General features: G+C 58.3%; 21 protein-coding genes and 1 tRNA gene. 10 read left to right on the forward strand and 12 right to left on the reverse strand.

Going from position 1 to position 19,425, the window contains the following annotated elements:
• Positions 1-15 precede the first annotated feature (15 nt).
• A complete protein-coding gene (locus QQL78_RS08220; protein ID WP_284372365.1) occupies positions 16-840 on the forward strand; it encodes a GNAT family N-acetyltransferase in 825 nt (274 codons plus the stop codon).
• Here QQL78_RS08220 and QQL78_RS08225 read toward each other — a convergent pair.
• From QQL78_RS08225 to QQL78_RS08235, 3 genes are all read right to left on the reverse strand, one after another.
• A complete protein-coding gene (locus QQL78_RS08225) occupies positions 837-2,648 on the reverse strand; it encodes an ABC-F family ATP-binding cassette domain-containing protein (protein WP_284372367.1) in 1,812 nt (603 codons plus the stop codon). The genes QQL78_RS08220 and QQL78_RS08225 overlap by 4 nt on opposite strands.
• Before the next feature lie 65 nt (positions 2,649-2,713).
• Complete coding sequence (locus QQL78_RS08230; protein WP_284372369.1) at positions 2,714-3,442, reverse strand: GNAT family N-acetyltransferase; 729 nt, start codon at positions 3,440-3,442, stop codon at positions 2,714-2,716.
• 59 nt (positions 3,443-3,501) lie between these two features.
• Positions 3,502-3,966 carry an outer membrane protein assembly factor BamE gene (locus QQL78_RS08235; RefSeq protein ID WP_284375499.1) on the reverse strand — a complete coding sequence of 155 codons (465 nt, stop codon included), beginning with the start codon at positions 3,964-3,966 and terminating at the stop codon, positions 3,502-3,504.
• Positions 3,967-4,057: 91 nt separating this feature from the next.
• Between QQL78_RS08235 and QQL78_RS08240 the strand changes: the two genes are divergently transcribed.
• The 8 genes from QQL78_RS08240 to QQL78_RS08275 all read left to right on the forward strand — a co-directional run bounded on the left by QQL78_RS08240 (position 4,058) and on the right by QQL78_RS08275 (position 10,461).
• Positions 4,058-4,609, forward strand: a complete 552-nt coding sequence (locus tag QQL78_RS08240) for a YceD family protein (RefSeq protein ID WP_284372371.1) — start codon at positions 4,058-4,060, stop codon at positions 4,607-4,609.
• A gap of 217 nt (positions 4,610-4,826) precedes the next feature.
• Positions 4,827-5,033, forward strand: coding sequence for a 50S ribosomal protein L32 (gene rpmF / locus QQL78_RS08245; protein ID WP_284372373.1), 207 nt, complete (start codon positions 4,827-4,829; stop codon positions 5,031-5,033).
• Between the two features lie 65 nt (positions 5,034-5,098).
• A complete protein-coding gene (plsX, locus tag QQL78_RS08250) occupies positions 5,099-6,184 on the forward strand; it encodes a phosphate acyltransferase PlsX (RefSeq protein WP_431358333.1) in 1,086 nt (361 codons plus the stop codon).
• Positions 6,181-7,152, forward strand: a complete 972-nt coding sequence (locus QQL78_RS08255) for a beta-ketoacyl-ACP synthase III (RefSeq protein WP_284372375.1) — start codon at positions 6,181-6,183, stop codon at positions 7,150-7,152. The genes plsX and QQL78_RS08255 overlap by 4 nt, the downstream gene beginning before the upstream one ends.
• 95 nt (positions 7,153-7,247) lie before the next feature.
• A complete protein-coding gene (ihfA, locus tag QQL78_RS08260) occupies positions 7,248-7,550 on the forward strand; it encodes an integration host factor subunit alpha (protein ID WP_284372377.1) in 303 nt (100 codons plus the stop codon).
• Positions 7,551-7,554: 4 nt separating this feature from the next.
• Complete coding sequence (locus QQL78_RS21690) at positions 7,555-9,162, forward strand: MerR family transcriptional regulator (RefSeq protein ID WP_284372379.1); 1,608 nt, start codon at positions 7,555-7,557, stop codon at positions 9,160-9,162.
• A 66-nt stretch (positions 9,163-9,228) separates the two neighbouring features.
• A tRNA-Pro gene (locus tag QQL78_RS08270) sits at positions 9,229-9,305 on the forward strand.
• An 82-nt stretch (positions 9,306-9,387) separates the two neighbouring features.
• On the forward strand, positions 9,388-10,461 hold the full coding sequence (locus tag QQL78_RS08275) for a 2'-deoxycytidine 5'-triphosphate deaminase (protein WP_284375503.1): 1,074 nt from the start codon (positions 9,388-9,390) through the stop codon (positions 10,459-10,461).
• 114 nt (positions 10,462-10,575) lie between these two features.
• Here the strand turns inward: QQL78_RS08275 and QQL78_RS08280 are convergent, their stop codons facing one another.
• The 7 genes from QQL78_RS08280 to QQL78_RS08310 form a co-directional block, all read right to left on the reverse strand.
• On the reverse strand, positions 10,576-10,833 hold the full coding sequence (locus tag QQL78_RS08280) for a hypothetical protein (RefSeq protein ID WP_284372381.1): 258 nt from the start codon (positions 10,831-10,833) through the stop codon (positions 10,576-10,578).
• An 81-nt stretch (positions 10,834-10,914) separates the two neighbouring features.
• Positions 10,915-11,520, reverse strand: coding sequence for an SMC-Scp complex subunit ScpB (gene scpB, locus QQL78_RS08285; protein ID WP_284375505.1), 606 nt, complete (start codon positions 11,518-11,520; stop codon positions 10,915-10,917).
• A gap of 43 nt (positions 11,521-11,563) precedes the next feature.
• Positions 11,564-12,358: a segregation and condensation protein A gene (locus QQL78_RS08290; RefSeq protein WP_284372383.1), complete on the reverse strand. Its 795-nt coding sequence runs from the start codon at positions 12,356-12,358 to the stop codon at positions 11,564-11,566.
• Entirely contained in the window at positions 12,351-13,355 is a 1,005-nt protein-coding gene (gene nagZ / locus QQL78_RS08295; RefSeq protein ID WP_284372384.1) for a beta-N-acetylhexosaminidase, read from the reverse strand. The genes QQL78_RS08290 and nagZ overlap by 8 nt, the downstream gene beginning before the upstream one ends.
• Complete coding sequence (locus QQL78_RS08300) at positions 13,355-14,362, reverse strand: SPOR domain-containing protein (RefSeq protein ID WP_284372386.1); 1,008 nt, start codon at positions 14,360-14,362, stop codon at positions 13,355-13,357. Before QQL78_RS08300 ends, nagZ begins: the two co-directional genes overlap by 1 nt.
• A 77-nt stretch (positions 14,363-14,439) precedes the next feature.
• Entirely contained in the window at positions 14,440-16,182 is a 1,743-nt protein-coding gene (gene argS / locus QQL78_RS08305; RefSeq protein ID WP_284372388.1) for an arginine--tRNA ligase, read from the reverse strand.
• Between the two features lie 54 nt (positions 16,183-16,236).
• Entirely contained in the window at positions 16,237-17,388 is a 1,152-nt protein-coding gene (locus tag QQL78_RS08310; RefSeq protein ID WP_284372390.1) for a deoxyguanosinetriphosphate triphosphohydrolase, read from the reverse strand.
• Positions 17,389-17,472: 84 nt separating this feature from the next.
• Here QQL78_RS08310 and QQL78_RS08315 point away from each other — a divergent pair, with 84 nt between their 5' ends.
• Positions 17,473-17,796 (forward strand): HesB/IscA family protein, encoded by a 324-nt coding sequence (locus QQL78_RS08315; RefSeq protein ID WP_284372393.1) that lies wholly within the window; start codon positions 17,473-17,475, stop codon positions 17,794-17,796.
• Between the two features lie 2 nt (positions 17,797-17,798).
• On the opposite strand, the gene QQL78_RS08320 is transcribed toward QQL78_RS08315, so the two are convergent.
• Both QQL78_RS08320 and QQL78_RS08325 read right to left on the reverse strand, forming a co-directional pair.
• On the reverse strand, positions 17,799-18,884 hold the full coding sequence (locus QQL78_RS08320) for a DUF6902 family protein (RefSeq protein WP_284372394.1): 1,086 nt from the start codon (positions 18,882-18,884) through the stop codon (positions 17,799-17,801).
• A 73-nt stretch (positions 18,885-18,957) separates the two neighbouring features.
• The gene (locus QQL78_RS08325; RefSeq protein WP_284372396.1) at positions 18,958-19,230 is read right to left on the reverse strand and encodes a DUF6749 domain-containing protein; all 273 of its coding nucleotides are present in this window, start codon (positions 19,228-19,230) and stop codon (positions 18,958-18,960) included.
• Between the last annotated feature and the right edge of the window lie 195 nt (positions 19,231-19,425).

A 19,425-nucleotide genomic window follows, 5' to 3' on the forward strand; every position in this document is an offset into this window, starting at 1 on the left:
GGCTTCATCGGATGCATGTTCGATGAAGCCCGCCCCCTCCTGACCCCTTTGATGCAAGACCCGGCTTTTTCACAGGCCCTGCGGCTCTGTGGTCAAAAACCTGTGGTTTTGCCTGACGGGATGCTGGTGTTGTGCAGACGTATCGCCGGAATCACCCTCGCCATGTTGCCGCGCGCCAGCCCACCTGACGATCTGGACGCACAGCTGCGGGCGGTCGCCCTGCACCGCTGTCCTTTGATCCTGTCACCACAAACTCCCTGCGCACTGCCGCGCAGTTTGCGCCTGCGCGCGCCGCGCGACATGGCAGTGCTTGACCTTACCAATAGCGAAGGGGAGAGGCGCGCAAACCTGCATGGGAAATGGCGTAACCAATTGAAACGCGGTGAGGAACATCAGCTAAGCGTGACGCGCAAGCCCCTGCCTGCAGATCCCGATACCCCTGTGCTGCGCGAGGAACAGCTGCAATCGCGCCGCCGTGGCTATGCAAACTGGCCTGCCCCGCTGACCGCCGGCTTTGCCGCCGCCGCACCAGACCAGACCCATGTGTTCCGCGCCCTCCACAAGGGGCGCGTCGTGGCCCATATGCTGTTTTTGACCCACGGTGCCTGCGCGACCTACCAGCTTGGCCATATCACCAATGAGGGCAAGGCTCTCTGCGCCCATAACCTGCTGTTATGGCGCGCCAGCCGGTATTTTGCCAAACGGGGAATCGTCCAATTGCATCTTGGAGTTTTATCCGCAGATACGCCTGATCTAGACCGATTCAAACTGCGCTGCGGGGCAAGACGACAGCCTACTGGTGGGACACACCTCTATTGGCACCCCTTTGCACGGCGTTAGCCCGCTGCGCGATCTTCCAGATCCAGCCATTCTTCCTCAGAGGCCGCCAGCTTTTCCTGCCGTTCCACCAGCGCCTCTGTGGCTTTCTTGAACTTGACTGGTTCACGGGTGAACAGATCTGCATCCGTCAATAGCCCCTCAAGTTTTGAAATCTCCGTCTCAAGCCGCGCAATTTCAGCGGGCAAGGCCTCAAGCCGGTGTTTTTCGGTGAAACTCAGTCCCTTTTTCTCGGCCTTTTTCGGTTCGGACTTAGCAACGGCAGGTTTTTTCGTCTCTGTCACGCTGCTGGCAAAATCATCCTGCCCGCGTTGTGTCAGATAGTCGGACCAGCCCCCGGCATAGACTGTGGCGCGCCCGTCGCCTTCCATCGCGATGGTCGTTGCCGCCACACGGTCCAGAAAATCACGGTCGTGGCTGACAAGGATCACTGTACCGTCATATTGGCCCAGCAATTCCTGCAACAGATCCAGCGTTTCCACGTCCAGATCATTTGTCGGTTCATCCAGCACCAATAGATTGCTTTCACGCGCCATAATCTTGGCCAGCAACAACCGCGCCTTTTCCCCCCCCGAAAGCGAGCGCACCGGCGCACGCGCCTGCCCTTCGTCGAAAAGGAATTCTTTAAGATACCCGACAACATGTTTGGGGTTGCCGCGCACCAAGACCTGATCCGCCTTGCCCGACACCCGCATGTCCGGATCCCCGGTCAGGGATTCCCACAGGGTCATATCACCATCCAGCTGCGCGCGGGCCTGATCAAACAGCGCCAAAGCCAGATTCGTGCCCAGCGTCACCTCGCCCTGATCTGGCGTTTCCTTGCCGATCAACATGTTCAAAAGTGTGGTTTTGCCAACACCGTTCGGCCCCACCAGCGCAATGCGATCACCGCGCTGCACCTTTAATGAAAAATCGCGCACAATCGTTTTATCGCCAAAACGCTTGGTAATATTGACCGCTTCCATCACCTTGCGACCGGACTTTGGCCCCGCCTCAAGTGCCATCGCAGCAGCCCCTTGTCGGTTAATCTGCGAGGCCCGTTCCGCCCGCAGATCCTGCAAGGCACGCACCCGGCCCTGATTGCGCTTGCGCCGCGCCGAAATCCCTTCGACCGCCCACCGCGCCTCTGCCTTGATCTTGCGGTTCAGCTTGTGACGTTGGGTGTCTTCCTCTTCCCAGACCTGATCGCGCCAAGCCTCGAAGGCACCAAAGCCTTTTTCCTGCCGTTTCACAGATCCACGGTCGATCCAAAGGGTGGCGCGGGTCAATTCGCGCAAAAACGCCCTATCGTGGCTGATGATCACAAAGGCCGTGCGTGTGCCCTTCAGCTCATCTTCAAGCCAGCGGATCGCTTCAATATCCAGATGGTTGGTCGGTTCGTCCAACAACATCAATTCAGGTTCTTCCGCCATCAAACGGGCCAATGCCGCACGGCGCCGCTCCCCGCCACTGGCCGTGGCAACAGGCCGGTCGGGATCAAACTTCAACCCTTCGCCCGCGCGTTCAACCTTGTACATTTCTGACGCCTCAAGCGTCGCAGAGGCAAATTCACCTAGGGTTTCATATCCGCTTAGATCCGGGTCCTGCTCCATATAGCCAACAGAAACACCCGGCCCCGCGATCACATCACCGCTGTCCGCTTCGACCAGACCGGCCATCACCTTCATCAGTGTTGATTTCCCCGACCCGTTGCGCCCGACCAGCGCCACGCGATCGCCGGGCTGTACGACCAGCGAAAGGCCTTCAAACACCGGATCACCCCCAAAGGTGAGCGAGATGTCGTTGAGTTGTAAAAGAGGTGCACGTGCCATGGCACGCTGCTAAACGCGCGCCCTGCAAAGGTCAACGGACCCTGAGCTTCATCTTGCCCTTAAACTCAAACCAACGCCCGCAACAGCCGCTTGCGCTGTTCAGGAATCACCGCAACCTCTACCCCGGTGAACACATGCAGGGTATTCATTTGTCGATCCACCACCGCGTGATCACTGACCCAGCCCCCCATCATCAGATAGGTACGCAGCAGGGGCGGCATTTCACGCCAGGCTTTGGCAACATTCGGCGCACGCTGTAATTCCTTTGCAAACTCAAACACCTCCGGTGCCATGATACCGGGTGACCAACACGCGGGCGCAAGGTGGCGGGCCCGTAACAGCGCAAAGCTGTCATGATAAATATCGCTTTCGACACCGGCAAAAGAACTACAGCCAAACAACATCTGTACATCCAGACGGTCCACAACCTCCGTCATTACTGCCCAGGCCAGGCGCAGCACATCGGGATCCCGGCAGGCAGGGGCGATACAAAACCGCCCCAGTTCCAGCATCCGGCCCTCAAATGCCTCTAACTTGGCAAGCCCGTAATACTGTGAGGCATAACTCCGCCGCAGCTCGCCCCCCTCCAACACCTGCAAGCGGTAGCAGCACAGCACTCTGCCCGCCTTGGTGTCTTCGACCAGAATCTGCGTGCTGAGGGCGTTAAAACCATCCCCCTCCGCCACAGCGCCCGCACCAAAACACTGGTGTTGCAAGGCGGCAACCGCTGCGAAATCTACATCAGAGACCGCAGGCCGAGCACAGAGTTTGCCTTTGAAAAGCGGTGCAATCACGTCCGCCCCCCTCCTTGCAACGCCCATATGCGCAACAAGAAGACGCCGATCATGTTTGCCTAGCTCCCGAATCCCGTGGGGTTAAACCGTCCGATATTGCCCAGAAGCTGGCGCAGGAAGCTGTTGTCGCTGACCGGTGAGGACGTCACGCGGCGCGACAGTGGCACCACTTGCCCGCGTTCCAATCCGAAACGTTCAACGTTCTGAACAATGCCCGCGTCGCTAAAGCTGATCGCAACCACCTGCCGGTCGATTTCCTGCGGAGCCAAGGGCCCGACGGTGCGGGTGCGCATGCGCACATAATAATAGCCCGATGCGTTCAACACGCCTGAGGAGGCGGGCACGCCAACCTTGTCCGCCACTGTTTCGCGGGTGTCATTGCCCACTTCAATCAGGGCCAGATCCTCTTCCGGGGGGACATACCCATAGTTATTGAACTGTGGGGTGCAGCCTGCAACCCCGATGGCCAAGGCAAAAACCGCTGCATGAAGGGCGTGACGGCCCGTTCGGCGAGTGATACGCATATTGTCTGCCCTCTTGGCCATGGAAGTTCCGGCTTTTATTCCGCATACACCATGCTGCACCTTGTGTTCAAGAAACGAAAGTAGACCAGATATGGCGCAACTCCCTCCAAGCGACACCGCACTGCGCGTAGCAGAGCTGTCGCAGACTGCCGAAAACACCTTTGCCCTGCGTCCTGATGCCGAAGCGTTAAAGGAAATTGCGGCGGAACTTGGCTTTGAAACCCTGCGCAAACTGTCCTTTTCAGGACGCATTATTCCACTGGCCGGCAAGGATTGGACGTTGGAAGGGCGATTGGGGGCCACGGTCGTGCAGCCCTGTGTTGTCACGCTTGAACCGGTGATGACGCGGATTGACACTGATGTGACCCGCCATTTCCTCAATACTTTTTCCTACCCGGATGAACCCGAGGTAGAAATGCCCGAGGATGACACCTCAGAACCTTTGGGCAGCTGGATTGATCCCGGCATTGTGATGCGCGAAGCGCTGGCATTGGCCGCGCCCGACTATCCGCGCAAGGATGACGCCGAACTGGGCCAGCTGGTCTATACCAAACCCGGTGAGACCCCGATGACGGATCAGGACGCCCGCCCCTTTGCCGGGCTGGCCGATTTCAAAAGCAAACTGGAAAAGGACGGTCACTGACCAGAGTGCCATCAGCGGTGGAATCCCTCTTGCGCCCGCGCGTTTTCGCAGTATTTTGCCGCTCTCACTCCAATTAGGCCCGACCTATCCTAATTAAGGTTGGACATCACCCGCCGCTTTGCCTAAAGCGGCGACACGCCCGATCCGGGGTAAATAGAAACACGGGGCTTGGTCAGCGCATTGTGACCCCGCCCCCCGAATGACAAAGGCACCAGTCATGGCTGTCCAGCAGAATAAAGTTTCCAAGTCACGCCGCAACAACCGCCGTGCACATGATTCGCTTACCGCAGCGAACCCAGATGAATGTTCCAACTGTGGTGAGCTGAAGCGCCCACACCACATTTGTGCGTCTTGTGGTCACTATGACGAAAAAGAAATCGTCGCACTGACAGAAGAAGTCGACCTGGAAGACGACGCAGCCTAAGCTGGGCCATCGTTCATTCAGATCATAAGGGGGCACGCGCATCCGTGACGGCACCGACCGATCATATTGACGCGGCGACCCCTGCCCAGTCAGATGGGGCCCTTTTCAAGGGGCGCACTCTCATATCCGTGGATACCATGGGAGGTGACGAAGGCCCGGCAGCAGTTGTTGCCGGGTGCTCTTTGTCTGCCAAGATAAATCCCGATATTGCCTTTATTCTTCACGGGGATGCAGCCCAGCTGAAGCCTCTGGTCGAGCGCGACAGCCACCTTCAGGGGCGCTGTGACATCCGCCATGCCGAAGGCGTGGTCAGCATGGATGACAAACCCAGTCATGTCGTGCGCACCGGCAAGGACACCTCGATGTGGGCCACGGTGGAATCTGTGCGCTCTGGCGAATCTGCTGTGGCGGTCTCCTGTGGCAACACCGGCGCCCTGATGGCGATCTCGACGATCCGGCTGCGCAAGCTGCCCGGCGTCAACCGTCCGGCCATTGCTGTGCTCTACCCGTCCGCAAACAAACACGGGTTCAACGTGATGTTGGATGTGGGCGCGGACATCCGCGCCGACGCCGAAGATCTTTTGCGTTTTGCCCTGATGGGTGCCTCTTATGCCCGCAATGGCATGAACCTGCGCAAGCCGCGGGTTGGCCTGCTGAATGTCGGCACAGAGGAACACAAGGGGCGTTCGGAACTCAAAGAGGCCTATGATCTGATTCGCGCTCAGGAAAGCGAAGTTGGCTTTGATTTTGTCGGCTTCGTCGAAGGCGGCGATATTTCCGGCAATAAGGTTGATGTGATCGTGACCGACGGTTTTACCGGCAATGTCGCAATCAAAACCGGTGAAGGCACCGCCAAGCTGATCGGCATTCGCCTGCGCGAAGCTTTCAAATACTCCATCCTGTCCAAACTGGCATCACTGCTGGCCTATACGTCTTTGCGCCGGCTCAGCACCAAGATCGATCCCCGTCGCGTCAATGGCGGGGTCTTTCTGGGTTTGAACGGCACGGTTGTTAAATCACATGGATCCGCAGATGCCACTGGCGTCTCGGCAGCAATCAAACTGGCAGCGCAATTGGCCCAGAACCAGTTCAACGATAGATTGGCCGCCCGCATTGCCGCCATCCTACCGGTCGAGGAGACCCCAGAATGACCACCCGCGCTGTTGTGATTGGCTGTGGGCATTACCTGCCCTCCCGCGTGGTAGAAAACGCTGAATTCGAGGCAACACTCGACACCAACGACGAATGGATTCGTTCGCGCTCCGGCATTGAACGCCGCCATTTTGCCTCTGAGGGAGAAACAACATCCTCCATGGCCACCGCCGCAGCCAAAGCTGCGTTGAAAGATGCGGGGCTGGAAGCGGATGACGTGGACGCCATTGTGCTGGCCACATCGACCGCCGATTTCACCTTTCCCTCTGCGGCCACGATGGTGCAGGATCAATTGGGCATGACACGCGGCTATGCCTTTGATGTGCAAGCGGTTTGTGCTGGGTTTGTCTTTGCTCTCAGCAATGCGAATGCGCTGATTGCCTCGGGTCAGGCCAAGCGGGTGATGGTCATCGGGGCCGAGACCTTTAGCAAGATCATGGATTGGACCGACCGCAGCACCTGTGTGCTGTTTGGCGATGGGGCTGGTGCTGTATTGCTTGAGGCGCAGGAGGGTGCAGGAGATTCAACCGATCGCGGTATTCTTGCCACGGACCTGAATTCCGACGGGCGCCACCGCGAATTGCTTTATGTCGACGGCGGGGTCAGCACCGGCACAACCGGCTATCTGCGCATGCAGGGCAATCAGGTGTTCCGCCACGCGGTTGGCAAACTCGCCTCTACGGCCACCACAGCCATGGAACGCGCTGGCGTTGCTGCACAGGAGGTGGACTGGATCGTGCCGCATCAGGCCAACATCCGCATCATTCAAGGCACCGCCAAAAAACTGGGCCTGCCGATGGAGAAGGTTGTGGTCACGGTTCAGGATCACGGTAATACCTCTGCCGCCTCGATCCCGCTGGCCCTTTCGGTGGGCCGCACACGTGGACAGATTAAACCCGGCGATCTGATCGTGACCGAAGCCATCGGTGGCGGTCTGGCCTGGGGCGCGGTTGTCCTGCGTTGGTAACTGGGAACAGCCGCCTAAAGACGCCTGTCCAAGTCATTGATATTGACTCTTAAATTTGCCCGCCGTTATGGTGACCAAAACCCGGGGGAAGATGAATGGCGAATAAAACCTTGACGCGTATGGACCTGAGCGAAGCGGTCTTCCGCGAAGTGGGTCTGTCCCGCAATGAAAGCGCACAACTGGTCGAATCAGTGTTGGACCATATGTCCGACGCGCTGGTTGCCGGTGATCAGGTCAAGATTTCATCTTTTGGGACCTTCTCTGTCCGTGACAAAACAGCCCGCGTCGGCCGTAATCCCAAGACTGGCGAAGAGGTGCCGATCAACCCGCGCCGTGTGCTGACATTCCGTCCTTCGCACCTGATGAAAGACCGGGTCGCGGACGGCAACAAGTCCTAATCCCATGCCCAAGTCTGCGGATGCCTTTCGCACCATTTCCGAAGTTGCCCAATGGCTGGGTATTCAGGCCCATGTGCTGCGCTTTTGGGAAAGCAAGTTCACTCAGGTAAGACCTGTGAAACGGGCTGGCGGGCGCCGGTATTACCGTCCCAACGACATGTTGCTGCTTGGCGGGATCAGGCAGCTTTTGCACGAGGACGGCCTGACCATTAAAGGTGTGCAGAAAATCCTGCGCGAAGAGGGCATGACCCATGTGGCCAGCCTGTCCCAACCATTGGACGAGCTGACCCAATCGCTGCTGGAAGAAACTCCTGCCTCCCCCTTTGTTGATGTGCCCGCTGCAGCTCAGGAAGAAACCGGCGTTGTGCTGAGCTTTGACCAGAAGCAGGCGCAGCCCAAGGGAGACGCGCCCGATGCGCCAGCGCCAACAGAGGTTTCCGTGAACATAGACGAAAAGGCGGACGCACAGGGGGATGCCATCACCGATCCTGGTCCCGCAGCAGAGGTGGTGACAGAGCCATCGCAGATGGTCGACGAGGAGACGGCAAAGTCAACCGCACCAGAGGCTCCGCCCGTCCCTGCCTCCGACCCCGACCCCATCGCGACAGAAACCGCCGATTCTGATGCACCCATAGCAGCGCCAGAACCTGCTGAGGCAGACCCAACCCCTACTGACATAGAACCCGTGTTTACCGGCCAAGATGTCACGCCCTCCCTTGCCGCCGCACAGCCGGATCAGACCAGTGATGCGGCCAGCGCGGAAGATGCCTCCCTCACGGTAGACGCAGCTCCTACAGAGCCAGCTTTGTCAGAGACCGCATCCGAAGCACCCGCCTGCACTTCGCAAGAAGCCGCACAGTCCAAAACCGTCGAAGAGCCTGCGCCACAGGAACAAACGCCAGCGGTTGAAACAGCCGCGCAGGACGTGCCTGCCACCGCCCCCGAGGAAACACCGGAACCGCCTGAACCCTTCGACCCCACACCCGTGAACCCGAACATCCCGATTGCCGAGCCCGCCCCGATCCCGCGGCCAAAGCCGGATTTCGAAAAAACACCGTTGGTATCGGATGAACCCGAAAACACAGCACCAGTTCAGGCCACGTCAGATGCAGATCCTGTCGAATCACCCGCTCCTGCGCCGGTAGAGGAACCGACAGCCGTTGATGCACCGCGCACAGAGCCAGACACAGACCAACCAGAGGGTGAAGCCGCTGGCGAAGATGGCGCATCCGCCAATCTGCCGGCCTTCCTGCGGCGGCCAATGGCGGATCAACCCGCCACAACCCTCGATAACCCACCTGCGGAGACAGCGGAAACAAATGAAGCTGCCGAGGAAATAGAACCCCCGGTCGAGGAGACGCCACCCGTCGAATCCACCCTGCCTCCTGCCCCCAAGCCGCGCATCATCGACCTGCCCAGCTTGACGCCGGAACATGACATTGCCGCCACACCTGCCATTCTGACCGCCGCCTTTCGCAGCAGGCAGATCAACACCGCACAGGCGCGTAAACTGGCCCCCCTGCTGGAAAAGCTGACAGTGCTGCGCGATTCCATGGCGGCAACACGAAGCGGTGCCACACAGACAGGTGCCCCCACACCGTCAAACGACTAAACCGGTGCGGTTCATGCGACTTCGCTCTTGCACGCCTGCAAAGATCAGGTATGAACGCCCACATGTCGGGCTATGGCGCAGCCTGGTAGCGCGTCCGTCTGGGGGACGGAAGGTCGCAGGTTCGAGTCCTGCTAGCCCGACCAACCGACATAACTTAAACGCTCGCAGCCTTCTGGGTGTGCGGGCGTTTGACTTTCTACAAGAGGCCCTCGAATGAAAGACATCATGCAGGGTGTGATCCCCAACCAACTGATCCAGACCATGATCGCATCCGGCGAAATCACCGCCCGCCCCGCTGTCACGGCCGAACAAATCCAACCGGCCAGTCTGGATCTGCGTCTGGGTGATGTGGCTTACCGTGTGCGGGCCTCTTTTCTGGCGGGACATGGGGCCAAGGTTGCGGATCGCCTTGAAGAATTCGAAATGCACCGTGTCGATCTGAACAACGGGGCCGTGCTGGAAAAAGGCTGTGTCTATGTTGTTCCGCTGATGGAACGTCTTGATCTGCCTGCGGATCTTTCTGCCGTGGCCAATGCCAAAAGCTCCACCGGGCGACTGGATCTGTTGACCCGCACCATCACCGATGGCGGCACAGAGTTTGACCGCATCGCACCAGGATATAGCGGCCCGCTTTACGCCGAAATCTGCCCGCGCTCATTTTCTGTGCTGGTGCGCCCCGGCATGCGGCTGAACCAGATCCGGTTTGGCCGGGGGGATGCGGCGCTGAATGACGAAGCCCTGCGCGCCCTGCATGAGATCACCCCGCTGGTTGATGGCACGGCGGTGATTGATGAAGGTCTGGGGTTCTCCGTAGACCTGAAACTGCCCGACACAACGCTGGTCGGCTACCGCGCCAAACCCCATACCGGTGTGATTGATCTGGATAACATCGGATTCTATGACCCTGCCGAATATTGGGAAGAGGTCCACACCAGCAACGGGCAAATCATCCTTGATCCCGGCGCATTCTACATTCTCGTCAGCCGCGAGGCGGTGACAATCCCGCCGGATTATGCTGCTGAAATGGCTCCCTATCTGGCGATGGTTGGCGAATTCCGCGTCCATTACGCGGGCTTTTTCGATCCCGGTTTCGGATATGCTGCCGCTGGCGGTGCGGGATCGCGCGGGGTACTTGAAGTACGCTGTCACGAGGCCCCTTTTGTGCTGGAGCACGGGCAAGTGGTGGGCCGTTTGGTCTATGAACGCATGTGCGCCGCACCGACACAGCTTTATGGTGCGGAACTAGCGTCAAATTATCAGGGGCAAGGCCTGAAACTGTCCAAACATTTCAAGGCGTAAGCCGTCACGCTTTGCCGCGCGGCCCGTTTGTTTTTGGGAGTGGCAAATTGGCAGGGCGCTGGGGCAGATTTCCTGTGTGGTGCTCGCTGACGAACGCCTGCTGCCCAAAGGCCCCTATTTGACCCGTCGCATCACTTTCATCGCCTGTTTCGCCTGACGGGCCTGCTGGCGAGCGTGACGGGCGCGACGGCGCTCTTCCTGTGTTGGTTTTGGCGGGATCGGGTTGCCATAGTCATCCACCGTATCCGCAGGCAGCGATTGGCCCTTACGGCCTTGCCCCAGCTGGCTGGCCTTGTCGAAACCCGCGTTGACGCCACGGCGGATCAATTGGTTTGTCACCTGACGGATAACCATATTGATAATCTGGTTCATTGACCGTTCCTCGTTTTGCCTCAACCCTCTATATAACAAGAATTAAGGCGATTTTCAGGCCAATGCTGCGAACCCGCGCAATTAATCCTCGAAAAGCTCTGATTGCCCTTCGTTTGTCTCTTCCTCGATTTCACCATCGCCTATCGTCGGTACATCCCCCAGCGGGGCGCGGCTTTCCAACAATCCGGCAGAGCGTAATTCCTTGAGGCCGGGCAAATCGCGGGCGTTTTCCAATCCGAAATGATCCAGAAATTCCTGCGTCACCACAAAGGTCACAGGCCGGCCCGGCGTCATCTTGCGTCGGCCAAAGCGGATCCATTCCATCTCCAGCAACTGATCCACTGTGCCCCGCGACACGGAAACACCGCGAATTTCCTCGATCTCTGCGCGGGTGACGGGCTGATGATAGGCGATGATCGCCAGGGTTTCGATGGCCGCCCGGCTCAGCTTGCGGATCTCGACGGTTTCCTGCTGCATCAAATAACCAAGATCCGCCGCTGTGCGCATCGCATAGCCATCGCCCACACGAACCACCTGAACCCCGCGCCCCTCGTAGCGTTTGCGCAAATGCACCATAGCCTCGGCCGGGTCACAGCCATGCGGCATCCGCGCCGCCAGCTCACGCAGGGTGACAGGCTCCGCCGTGGCGAAAAGCACCGCTTCGATCATCCGTTCCTGTTCTGGCATGGGCGGCGCTTCAAACAGGCTTTCTTCTTGTATGTCAGTCGCTTCACCCACGTGGTGCATCCTTTTTACGCAGCTGGATCGGTGCAAAACTCTCGTTCTGACGGATTTCCATATGGCCCTCTTTCACCAGCTCAAGCGAAGCGGCAAATGTGGCCGCTGTGGCCGAGCGGCGTTTCACCGGATCGCTTTCCCAACCTTCAGGCAGAAAGCTCATCAAATCGCCCCATTCCCCCGCATAGCCCATCAGCCCGCGCATCCGTTCCAGCGCCTGCTCCATTGTGAACACCGCATCCCGGTCCATCACAAAGGGGCGAAACTCGTCCTTGGTCCTGATCCGTGCATAGCCCTGCATCAGATCCAGCAAGGTCGCGGTATAGGTGACCTTGCGCACCCGTTCGACCTCATTGGTCTGACCACGGGCAAAGAAATCGCGGCCCAGCTGGTCACGTGCCATCAACCGCGCCGCCGCGTCGCGCATCGCCTGCAACCGTTCCAGCTGAAATGCCAGATGTGCGGCCAGTTCCTCCCCTGAGGGTCCTTCCTCGGTCGGATCCGGCGGCAATAGCAAACGGGATTTCAGAAACGCCAGCCAGGCCGCCATCACCAGATAATCCGCCGCCAGCTCCAGCCGCAACGCCTTAGCCTTTTCCACAAAAGCCAGGTACTGCCGTGCCAGTTGCAATACGGAAATCTTGCGCAAATCCACCTTTTGCGTCCGGCTGAGCGTCAGCAACAGATCAAGCGGCCCTTCAAAGCCATCAACATCAACGATCAGCGCCTCGGCGGCCATCCGTTCGGCGACCGAGACTTTGTCTTCCTGAAATAAAGAGTCAGCCATGCACCGCCCCGCCCAAAAGCGTCTTAAATTCGCGCTCAAGGGCCGGAATGTCAACGTCATCGGGGGCGCGGCGCATGGCCAGCGCCCGATCTGCGCGGATCTGCGCCTTGGGCGACATGCGCCCTGCCGCCTGTGTCACAGCGCGGCAGTCTTCCAAACTGGCGTTGCAATATAGCACAACATCACAGCCCGCATTGATCGACGCGGTTGCATTTTGCGTGGCTGTGCCAGCGAGTGCCTTCATCGAAATGTCATCGGTCATGATCAGATTGTCAAAACCGATCTCCTCACGGATCAACTGCATCATCCGGGGGGACAAAGTTGCCGGGGCATCGTCCAACGCATCATAGACCAGATGCGCCGTCATCCCCATCGGCAGATCGTTAAGTGCCTTGAACGGGGCGAAATCCACCGCCTGCAGCTCCTCAGGTGATGCGCAGACCGTTGGCAGATCGAAATGGCTGTCCATGGTCGCACGGCCATGGCCCGGCATATGCTTCATCACCGGCAGGACACCGCCTGCAAGCAGCCCCTCTGCCGCCGCCCGCCCCAGTTCGGCAACCCGCACCGGATCGCTGCTGTAACACCGGTTGCGCAGGAATTTATGGGTGATGTCGCCTGCTACATCCACCATAGGGGCGCAATTGCTGTCGATGCCAAGGCTGCGCAGCTCCTCCGCGATGATCCGATACATCAGATAGAGCGCACGTGGGGCGTCCTGGCCTGCCTGCGTCACCAGATCAAGCGGCGGCATCCATTCGCGCCAATGCGGCGCGCGCATCCGCTGCACACGCCCGCCTTCCTGATCAATGGTGATGATCGCCTCGCGCCCGACCGCCTCGCGCATTTCAGCGCATAGGGCGCGGACCTGATCCGGCGTATCAATGTTGCGCGCAAACAGAATAAACCCAAAGGGGTCCGCCTCGCGAAACAGCGCCTTTTCATCTGCTGTCAGGCGCAATCCATCCGCGTCGATGATCGTTGCACCATAGGCCATCAGCGGGTCACAACCGGAATGCAGTCTGCGTTTTCCGCAACCAAAGCCGAACAGAACCGGCGCGCATCGGCAATATCATCAAACCCCATGGCCCGCAGACGGTAGAACACCCGCCCGCCACTGGTGGCTTTCTGTACAATACGGGTCTTGCCGGACAGGTAGACATCAAAACGACGGCTCAGCTGGTCCCATTGCTCGCGCGCCACCTTGGGGCTGTCAAATGCGCCAAGCTGCACAAGCCGGGTCCCGGCAGGCAGGCTGGCAGCTGTCACTTCCGCTGGGGCGCTGCTGTTGGTGGCGGCGGCCGCAGGGGTGACCACAGCACGGACTGCCGGGCGTTTCTTGGGCCGGCGTGACTGTCGCAATCCGGGCGCATCGATCAAGGCCGCAACCTGATCCTCGGCGGCTTTGACCTCTTCTACGATGGCTGTATTGACCGAGGCCAATGTCTCTTCTGTGGTGTCACTCAAATCGCTTAGCGGGGTGACACCCGCAGTCAGCTGAGCCACCAGATCTGCCACATCACCACTTTCCAGCGCAGCGGAAACCTCGGTGGCATCCAGAACAGCGGCCTCCGCAGGCAAGTCGGCGACCTCTTGCTGCTGTGGCGATGTTGTCACCATTGCGGCTGGCATCACCTGATCTTCGGCGGTCAAATCAATCGGCTTCGGCGCAAGGATCAGCCTGTCCGCAGGTTTCGCCGCGGTTCCCACAGCGGCCACTGCATTCACCGATAGCCCCTGATGGCTGGCCGTATCCCCACCTGGTTCTTCGGGACGGATGCGCATTTCACCACTGGCCGCACGGACCACCGGAATGCCACTGACGTCCCGCACCAAAAGCTTATAGCCCCAGACACCGATGCCCGCGACAAGCGCCAAAGACATCACAGCCCCCGCCACATTTGTCAGCGTTGTCAGGCTGCTGGACGGCTTTGTTAATGTTTGACCCGAACTTGAATCGTGAAAGTTTTCCCCCGCCATGGGGGAAGACGTGAAATCTGCCATCTTTGCCTCATCGCCCAGCGGATACATTGCCCGATGGGTCTGGTCTTGGGGTTACCTGTAAGTCGGCGCGATCTGTCTTAACGCATCTCTTCTGCCGGTGTGACCCCAAGAATACCAAGACCTGCCGCAATTACAATCGCCGTGGACCGCGCAAGGGCAATTTTTGCCTGAGAGGTTGCCGGATCATCCTGAATGAAGCGCAGAGAAGGCACCTCATTGCCCTTGTTCCAATGCCCATGCAGATCAGCGGCCAGTTCATACAGATAGAAGGCAACCCGGTGCGGCTCATTGGTCCGCGCCGCAGTTTCCACCAGACGTGGCCATTCCGCCAGCTTGCGCAGCACGCCAAGCTCGCTGTCGTGATCCAGCAGGCTCAGGTCGGCACCGGCCAATGTGGCATCATCCGTCTTGATCCCCGCCTCTGCCGCTTTGCGCAGCACAGAAGCCACCCGCGCATGGGCGTATTGCACGTAAAACACCGGGTTTTCGCGGCTTTGTTCCAACACCTTGTCAAAATCAAAGTCCAGCATCGCGTCATTTTTGCGGGTCAGCATGACAAACCGGGTTACATCCGGCCCCACCTGATCAACCACATCGCGCAGGGTCACAAAGGTCCCTGCCCGTTTCGACATCTTGAACGGTTCGCCGTTTTTGAACAGTTTCACCAATTGAGTCAGCTTGATGTCCAGCGGCACCTTGCCCCCCGACAGCGCCGACACCGCCGCTTTCATCCGTTTGACATATCCGCCATGATCCGCGCCAAAGACATCGATCAACTGGTCAAACCCGCGCTGCACCTTGTCGTAGTGATAGGCAATGTCAGGCGCAAAATAGGTCCAGCCGCCGTCAGATTTCATCACCGGGCGGTCAACATCATCACCATGATCGGTCGATTTGAACAGGGTCTGCTCGCGAGGTTCCCAATCTTCGGGCTTCTTGCCTTTCGGTGGCTCCAGAACGCCCTCATAGATCAACCCCTTGTCCTTGAGGTCTTGCAAGGCTGCTTCGATCCGGCCCGTACCGTAAAGCGATTTTTCGGAATAGAACACATCCATCTCGACGCCCAAGGCTTTGAGATCACTGCGAATAAGCTCCATCATCTTTTCAGTGGCAAATTCGCGAACTTCAGCGATCCAGAACTGTTCGCCCTTGTCCAGATAGGCATCGCCCACTTTGGCTTTCAGCGCTTCACCCACTTCGATCAGATAGTCACCGGGATATGTGCCATCGGGAAACGCGACCTTCTGGCCATGCGCCTCCTGATAGCGCAAATAGACAGAGCGCGCCAAGACATCGACCTGCGCACCGCCATCGTTGATGTAATATTCGCGGGTTACGTCAAAACCGGCAAAAGCCAGTAAAGAGGCCAGCGCATCGCCAAACACCGCGCCGCGCGTGTGGCCCACATGCAAAGGCCCTGTCGGGTTGGCAGAGACATATTCAACATTGACCTTTTTGCCCTGTCCCAGAGAGCCGCGACCAAATCCAGTTCCTTCGCTCAAGACCGTTTTGGCGACCGCCTGCCAGACACCCGGTGCCAACCGCAGGTTCAGAAAGCCCGGCCCGGCAATTTCTGCCGAAGTAATGCGTGGATCCTCCGCCAGCTTACCCGCCAGCAGTTCGGCAATATCGCGCGGTTTCATACCGGCAGTTTTGGCCAGCACCATGGCCGCATTGGTCGCCATATCACCATGTGCCGGATCGCGCGGCGGTTCAGCGGTGATCGGGTCAAAATTCAATCCCTCCGGCAATGTACCGGCAGAAACCATCTGGCCCAGGGTGGTTGTGACAAGATCGCGGATTTCGGCAAAGATATTCATGGTCAGTTCCTTATTCGCTTGTGTCTCTATCACCTCAATTTGCGCACTCAAGCCCTAACGCGCCGCAATCCCGGTCAACCTTGCATGTTCGGCGTAGGCAAACCGGTCCGTCATCCCCGCAATATAATCACAAACCATCCGCGCCAACGTGGTCTGATCCTGCGCTGCTTCTTCAATCTGCTTCGCCCAATGGCGCGGCAAGAGATCGGGGTTTTCAAGAAACATCGGGAATAGATCCTCGACAATTTTTGTCACTTCGGCGCGCTTCACCATAACAGAGGGCGCGCGGTACATGCGGCTGAACAGGAAGGCACGGATTTCTTGTAGATCCCGCCACATCTGTTCAGAGAACATGATAACTGTGCGCCCCAAATGCCTGATATCATGTGCAGATGTTGCCTTGCTGCTTTCGAGATTGGCGCGGGAAGTATCAATCACATCCGCCACCATCACACCAAACACCCGCCGCAAGGCCTCATGTCTGCGCCTGTAGCTGTCGGTATCTGGATACCTCAAATCAACCTCAGCAAAGGCCGGCCCGACCAGGGGCAATGCGATAATTTCCTCATCAGTGAACAGCCCTGCGCGCAGACCGTCATGCAGATCGTGGTTGTTGTAAGCGATGTCATCAGACAGGGCCGCAACCTGCGCTTCGGCGCTGGCATGGGTGTGCAGTTCAAGATCATGCAGCGCGTCATATTCGGACAAGGCATAGGGCAAATCACCGGTCACCGGCCCGTTATGTTTCGCAATCCCTTCCAGCGTGTCCCATGTCAGGTTCAACCCGTCGAATTCAGCATAGTGACGTTCCAGCGATGTTACGATCTTGATCGCCTGTGCATTGTGATCGAACCCGCCGTAAGGGGCCATTGCTGCATGCAACGCGTCTTCGCCCGTGTGGCCGAATGGCGTATGGCCCAGATCATGCGCCAGTGCGACCGCTTCCGTCAGTTCCGCATTCAGCCCCAAAGCGCCGGAAATCGTGCGGGCCACCTGCGTCACCTCGATCGAATGGGTCAGCCGCGTGCGGTAATAATCGCCCTCATGCTCCACAAAAACCTGCGTTTTGTGCTTGAGCCTGCGAAAGGCGCTGGCGTGAATGATCCTGTCGCGGTCCCGCTGATAGCAGGAACGAAAAGTGCTTTCCTCTTCCGGCACCCGCCGTCCCCGGGCGTGTGCGGGATCAGAGGCATATGGTGCGCGCATGGCGGCTGGTCCTTGTGGCCTGTCCTTAGGGTTTCTATATTGGGTAAAACAGCTGATGAAAACCGCCCCACCGGAGTGCGCCCCATGAACCTGCCCCCGAAAGTGACCCCACGTGCCTTTGAACGTCTGGCTGAAATCGGTGCAGCCGGTGACGGCAAGGCCCTGCGTGTTGCTGTAGATGGTGGCGGCTGTTCAGGGTTTCAGTATGAAATCGCGCTGGATGAACCGAAAGACGACGATCTGGTTCTGGAGGGCGACGGGCAAAAAGTTGTGGTCGACAGCATCTCCCTGCCCTTCCTCGCCAATGCGGTGATTGATTTCTCTGAAGAATTGATCGGCGCAAGGTTTGTCATCGATAATCCCAATGCCACCTCTTCCTGTGGCTGTGGCACATCGTTTTCGATGTAACCCTATCCGGCCTCTTCGGCGGGCCAGTTTTCATTGGCACGGGCGAAACCTTCGAAAAACGCTGCAAACTCTTCGGTTGAGGATTCTGCCCGCATCAGCACGCCCTGACATGGCAGATCAAGCGCCGCCAGAACATGTTCGCGCATCTTTGACCAATCCCCGCTGCGTAACCTGCCGAGGCGATAGAGCGATTCCGACAAGGGCAGCAATACGCTGCATTGTTGAAGGTTCGATAAAAAATATACAGGTCCATCAGGGATTTGCGCGGCGAAGCTCGCACCACTCAAGACCGTTTGCGCCCATCCGGTGACAAGATAGGTGTGGAAAGCATCATTGCGAGGGTATTCTGGTACCTCACTTTGAGGCATGATAAGCGCATGTGCCTGCGCGACACCCTCATTCCAGACCGGACTTGGCGGGACACCGGCAAAATGCAGCGCGGTGCAGACTTCTGCCAACAGGTCATGGTTCTGATCCAGATAGGCCAGCACCCCGGTAAACTCTAGGCTCGTGATGAAACTCCGGCTGAGCTGCGGATCCTTTCTGCCGTATTCCGACAAGTAAAACACGATATGGGTCAGTTCATAGGCCGCCTTCTTATTCGGCAGGGCAAATGTCTCTGCGCGCTCTGCAAAACGGCGCAACCTGTCATCAATTCTGCTGGTGCCACGCCGATAACTCACCCCGCGTCTTGCCAGCAGGCGGCGGGTCTCTGCACGTTGCAAATCTGACAGTTCGGCCCGAACCAATCTCGCCTCCGCCACCCGGTTGCACAGGATTTCACCCTTCTGCCCTACCATCCCCAAATCTTCCAGATCCAGACAGATCGACAAGAAAAACCGGTAATATTGTGGGAAGAATTGCAGTTTTTCCTCGATCTGGTCGTAGAACTCCGCATAGGGGGCCAAGTCTTCAGCAGAAACCATGGTCTCGGTCGCGGCCAACATCCCCAGGACCTCTGCATTTTCCTTCAGCCAGAACACGTCATCCTTGCCCCTTCGATGTTGGGCCAGGCCGATCATCAGCGCGCGCAGGTTCTGCGCTCGGCTGGGCTTTGAAGGGGGCCGAAAAGAAATGATATTGCTCATGGCGTGCCTTTTGGATTGCAAGCGCGAGATGGGCCCGACGGATGCTGCCGGACCCGACGAGTTTAAGAGGATGCTAGACGCTACAGGTGAACAGCCCGGTTGCATCCCCATTGGCCGCCGCGGTGCCGATGTTCAAAACACTACAGGTGAACATCTGTGTCCCTGCGCCTTCGGCCAAAGTTGATCCCGCGCTCAGCACGCTACAAGTGAACATCTCCACGCCGTCGCCCGTCATCATGTCACTGACACGAGAATGGTCAGGACTGGGGCTTTTCCCTGTGGAAGGGTTGGTATAGGCAGCCATCTGTGGCGCGGAAATGTCGGAACGATATGCAAATGCAGTCATGGAAACGGTCCTTTATGTTGAGTGAATGCAATCAAAGGTTGCAAGTTATGTAAGCTTTGCCCCCTTAGCCTGAGTTGCCAATGTAAATTTTTGCACGGTTTTTCTGCGCACAGGCTCATCCACATGAACTTGCCCGGATAGCAAACCGCCGCACTGTGACTTTCGTGGGTTTTCCACAGGCGAGAAAAGAGTTAT

Origin of the sequence: Sulfitobacter pacificus (genome assembly GCF_030159975.1) — a bacterium.
GTDB lineage: Bacteria > Pseudomonadota > Alphaproteobacteria > Rhodobacterales > Rhodobacteraceae > Sulfitobacter > Sulfitobacter pacificus.

What these genes read in the sequence shown, in the direction of transcription:
- QQL78_RS08220 (WP_284372365.1), top strand. Translation starts at nt 16, where the DNA reads ATGTTCGATGAAGCCCGCCCCCTCCTGACCCCTTTGATGCAAGACCCG.
- QQL78_RS08225 (WP_284372367.1), bottom strand. Translation starts at nt 2,648, where the DNA reads ATGGCACGTGCACCTCTTTTACAACTCAACGACATCTCGCTCACCTTT.
- QQL78_RS08235 (WP_284375499.1), bottom strand. Translation starts at nt 3,966, where the DNA reads ATGCGTATCACTCGCCGAACGGGCCGTCACGCCCTTCATGCAGCGGTT.
- QQL78_RS08240 (WP_284372371.1), top strand. Translation starts at nt 4,058, where the DNA reads ATGGCGCAACTCCCTCCAAGCGACACCGCACTGCGCGTAGCAGAGCTG.
- rpmF (WP_284372373.1), top strand. Translation starts at nt 4,827, where the DNA reads ATGGCTGTCCAGCAGAATAAAGTTTCCAAGTCACGCCGCAACAACCGC.
- QQL78_RS08255 (WP_284372375.1), top strand. Translation starts at nt 6,181, where the DNA reads ATGACCACCCGCGCTGTTGTGATTGGCTGTGGGCATTACCTGCCCTCC.
- ihfA (WP_284372377.1), top strand. Translation starts at nt 7,248, where the DNA reads ATGGCGAATAAAACCTTGACGCGTATGGACCTGAGCGAAGCGGTCTTC.
- QQL78_RS21690 (WP_284372379.1), top strand. Translation starts at nt 7,555, where the DNA reads ATGCCCAAGTCTGCGGATGCCTTTCGCACCATTTCCGAAGTTGCCCAA.
- QQL78_RS08275 (WP_284375503.1), top strand. Translation starts at nt 9,388, where the DNA reads ATGCAGGGTGTGATCCCCAACCAACTGATCCAGACCATGATCGCATCC.
- QQL78_RS08280 (WP_284372381.1), bottom strand. Translation starts at nt 10,833, where the DNA reads ATGAACCAGATTATCAATATGGTTATCCGTCAGGTGACAAACCAATTG.
- scpB (WP_284375505.1), bottom strand. Translation starts at nt 11,520, where the DNA reads ATGCCAGAACAGGAACGGATGATCGAAGCGGTGCTTTTCGCCACGGCG.
- QQL78_RS08290 (WP_284372383.1), bottom strand. Translation starts at nt 12,358, where the DNA reads ATGGCTGACTCTTTATTTCAGGAAGACAAAGTCTCGGTCGCCGAACGG.
- nagZ (WP_284372384.1), bottom strand. Translation starts at nt 13,355, where the DNA reads ATGGCCTATGGTGCAACGATCATCGACGCGGATGGATTGCGCCTGACA.
- QQL78_RS08300 (WP_284372386.1), bottom strand. Translation starts at nt 14,362, where the DNA reads ATGGCAGATTTCACGTCTTCCCCCATGGCGGGGGAAAACTTTCACGAT.
- argS (WP_284372388.1), bottom strand. Translation starts at nt 16,182, where the DNA reads ATGAATATCTTTGCCGAAATCCGCGATCTTGTCACAACCACCCTGGGC.
- QQL78_RS08310 (WP_284372390.1), bottom strand. Translation starts at nt 17,388, where the DNA reads ATGCGCGCACCATATGCCTCTGATCCCGCACACGCCCGGGGACGGCGG.
- QQL78_RS08315 (WP_284372393.1), top strand. Translation starts at nt 17,473, where the DNA reads ATGAACCTGCCCCCGAAAGTGACCCCACGTGCCTTTGAACGTCTGGCT.
- QQL78_RS08320 (WP_284372394.1), bottom strand. Translation starts at nt 18,884, where the DNA reads ATGAGCAATATCATTTCTTTTCGGCCCCCTTCAAAGCCCAGCCGAGCG.
- QQL78_RS08325 (WP_284372396.1), bottom strand. Translation starts at nt 19,230, where the DNA reads ATGACTGCATTTGCATATCGTTCCGACATTTCCGCGCCACAGATGGCT.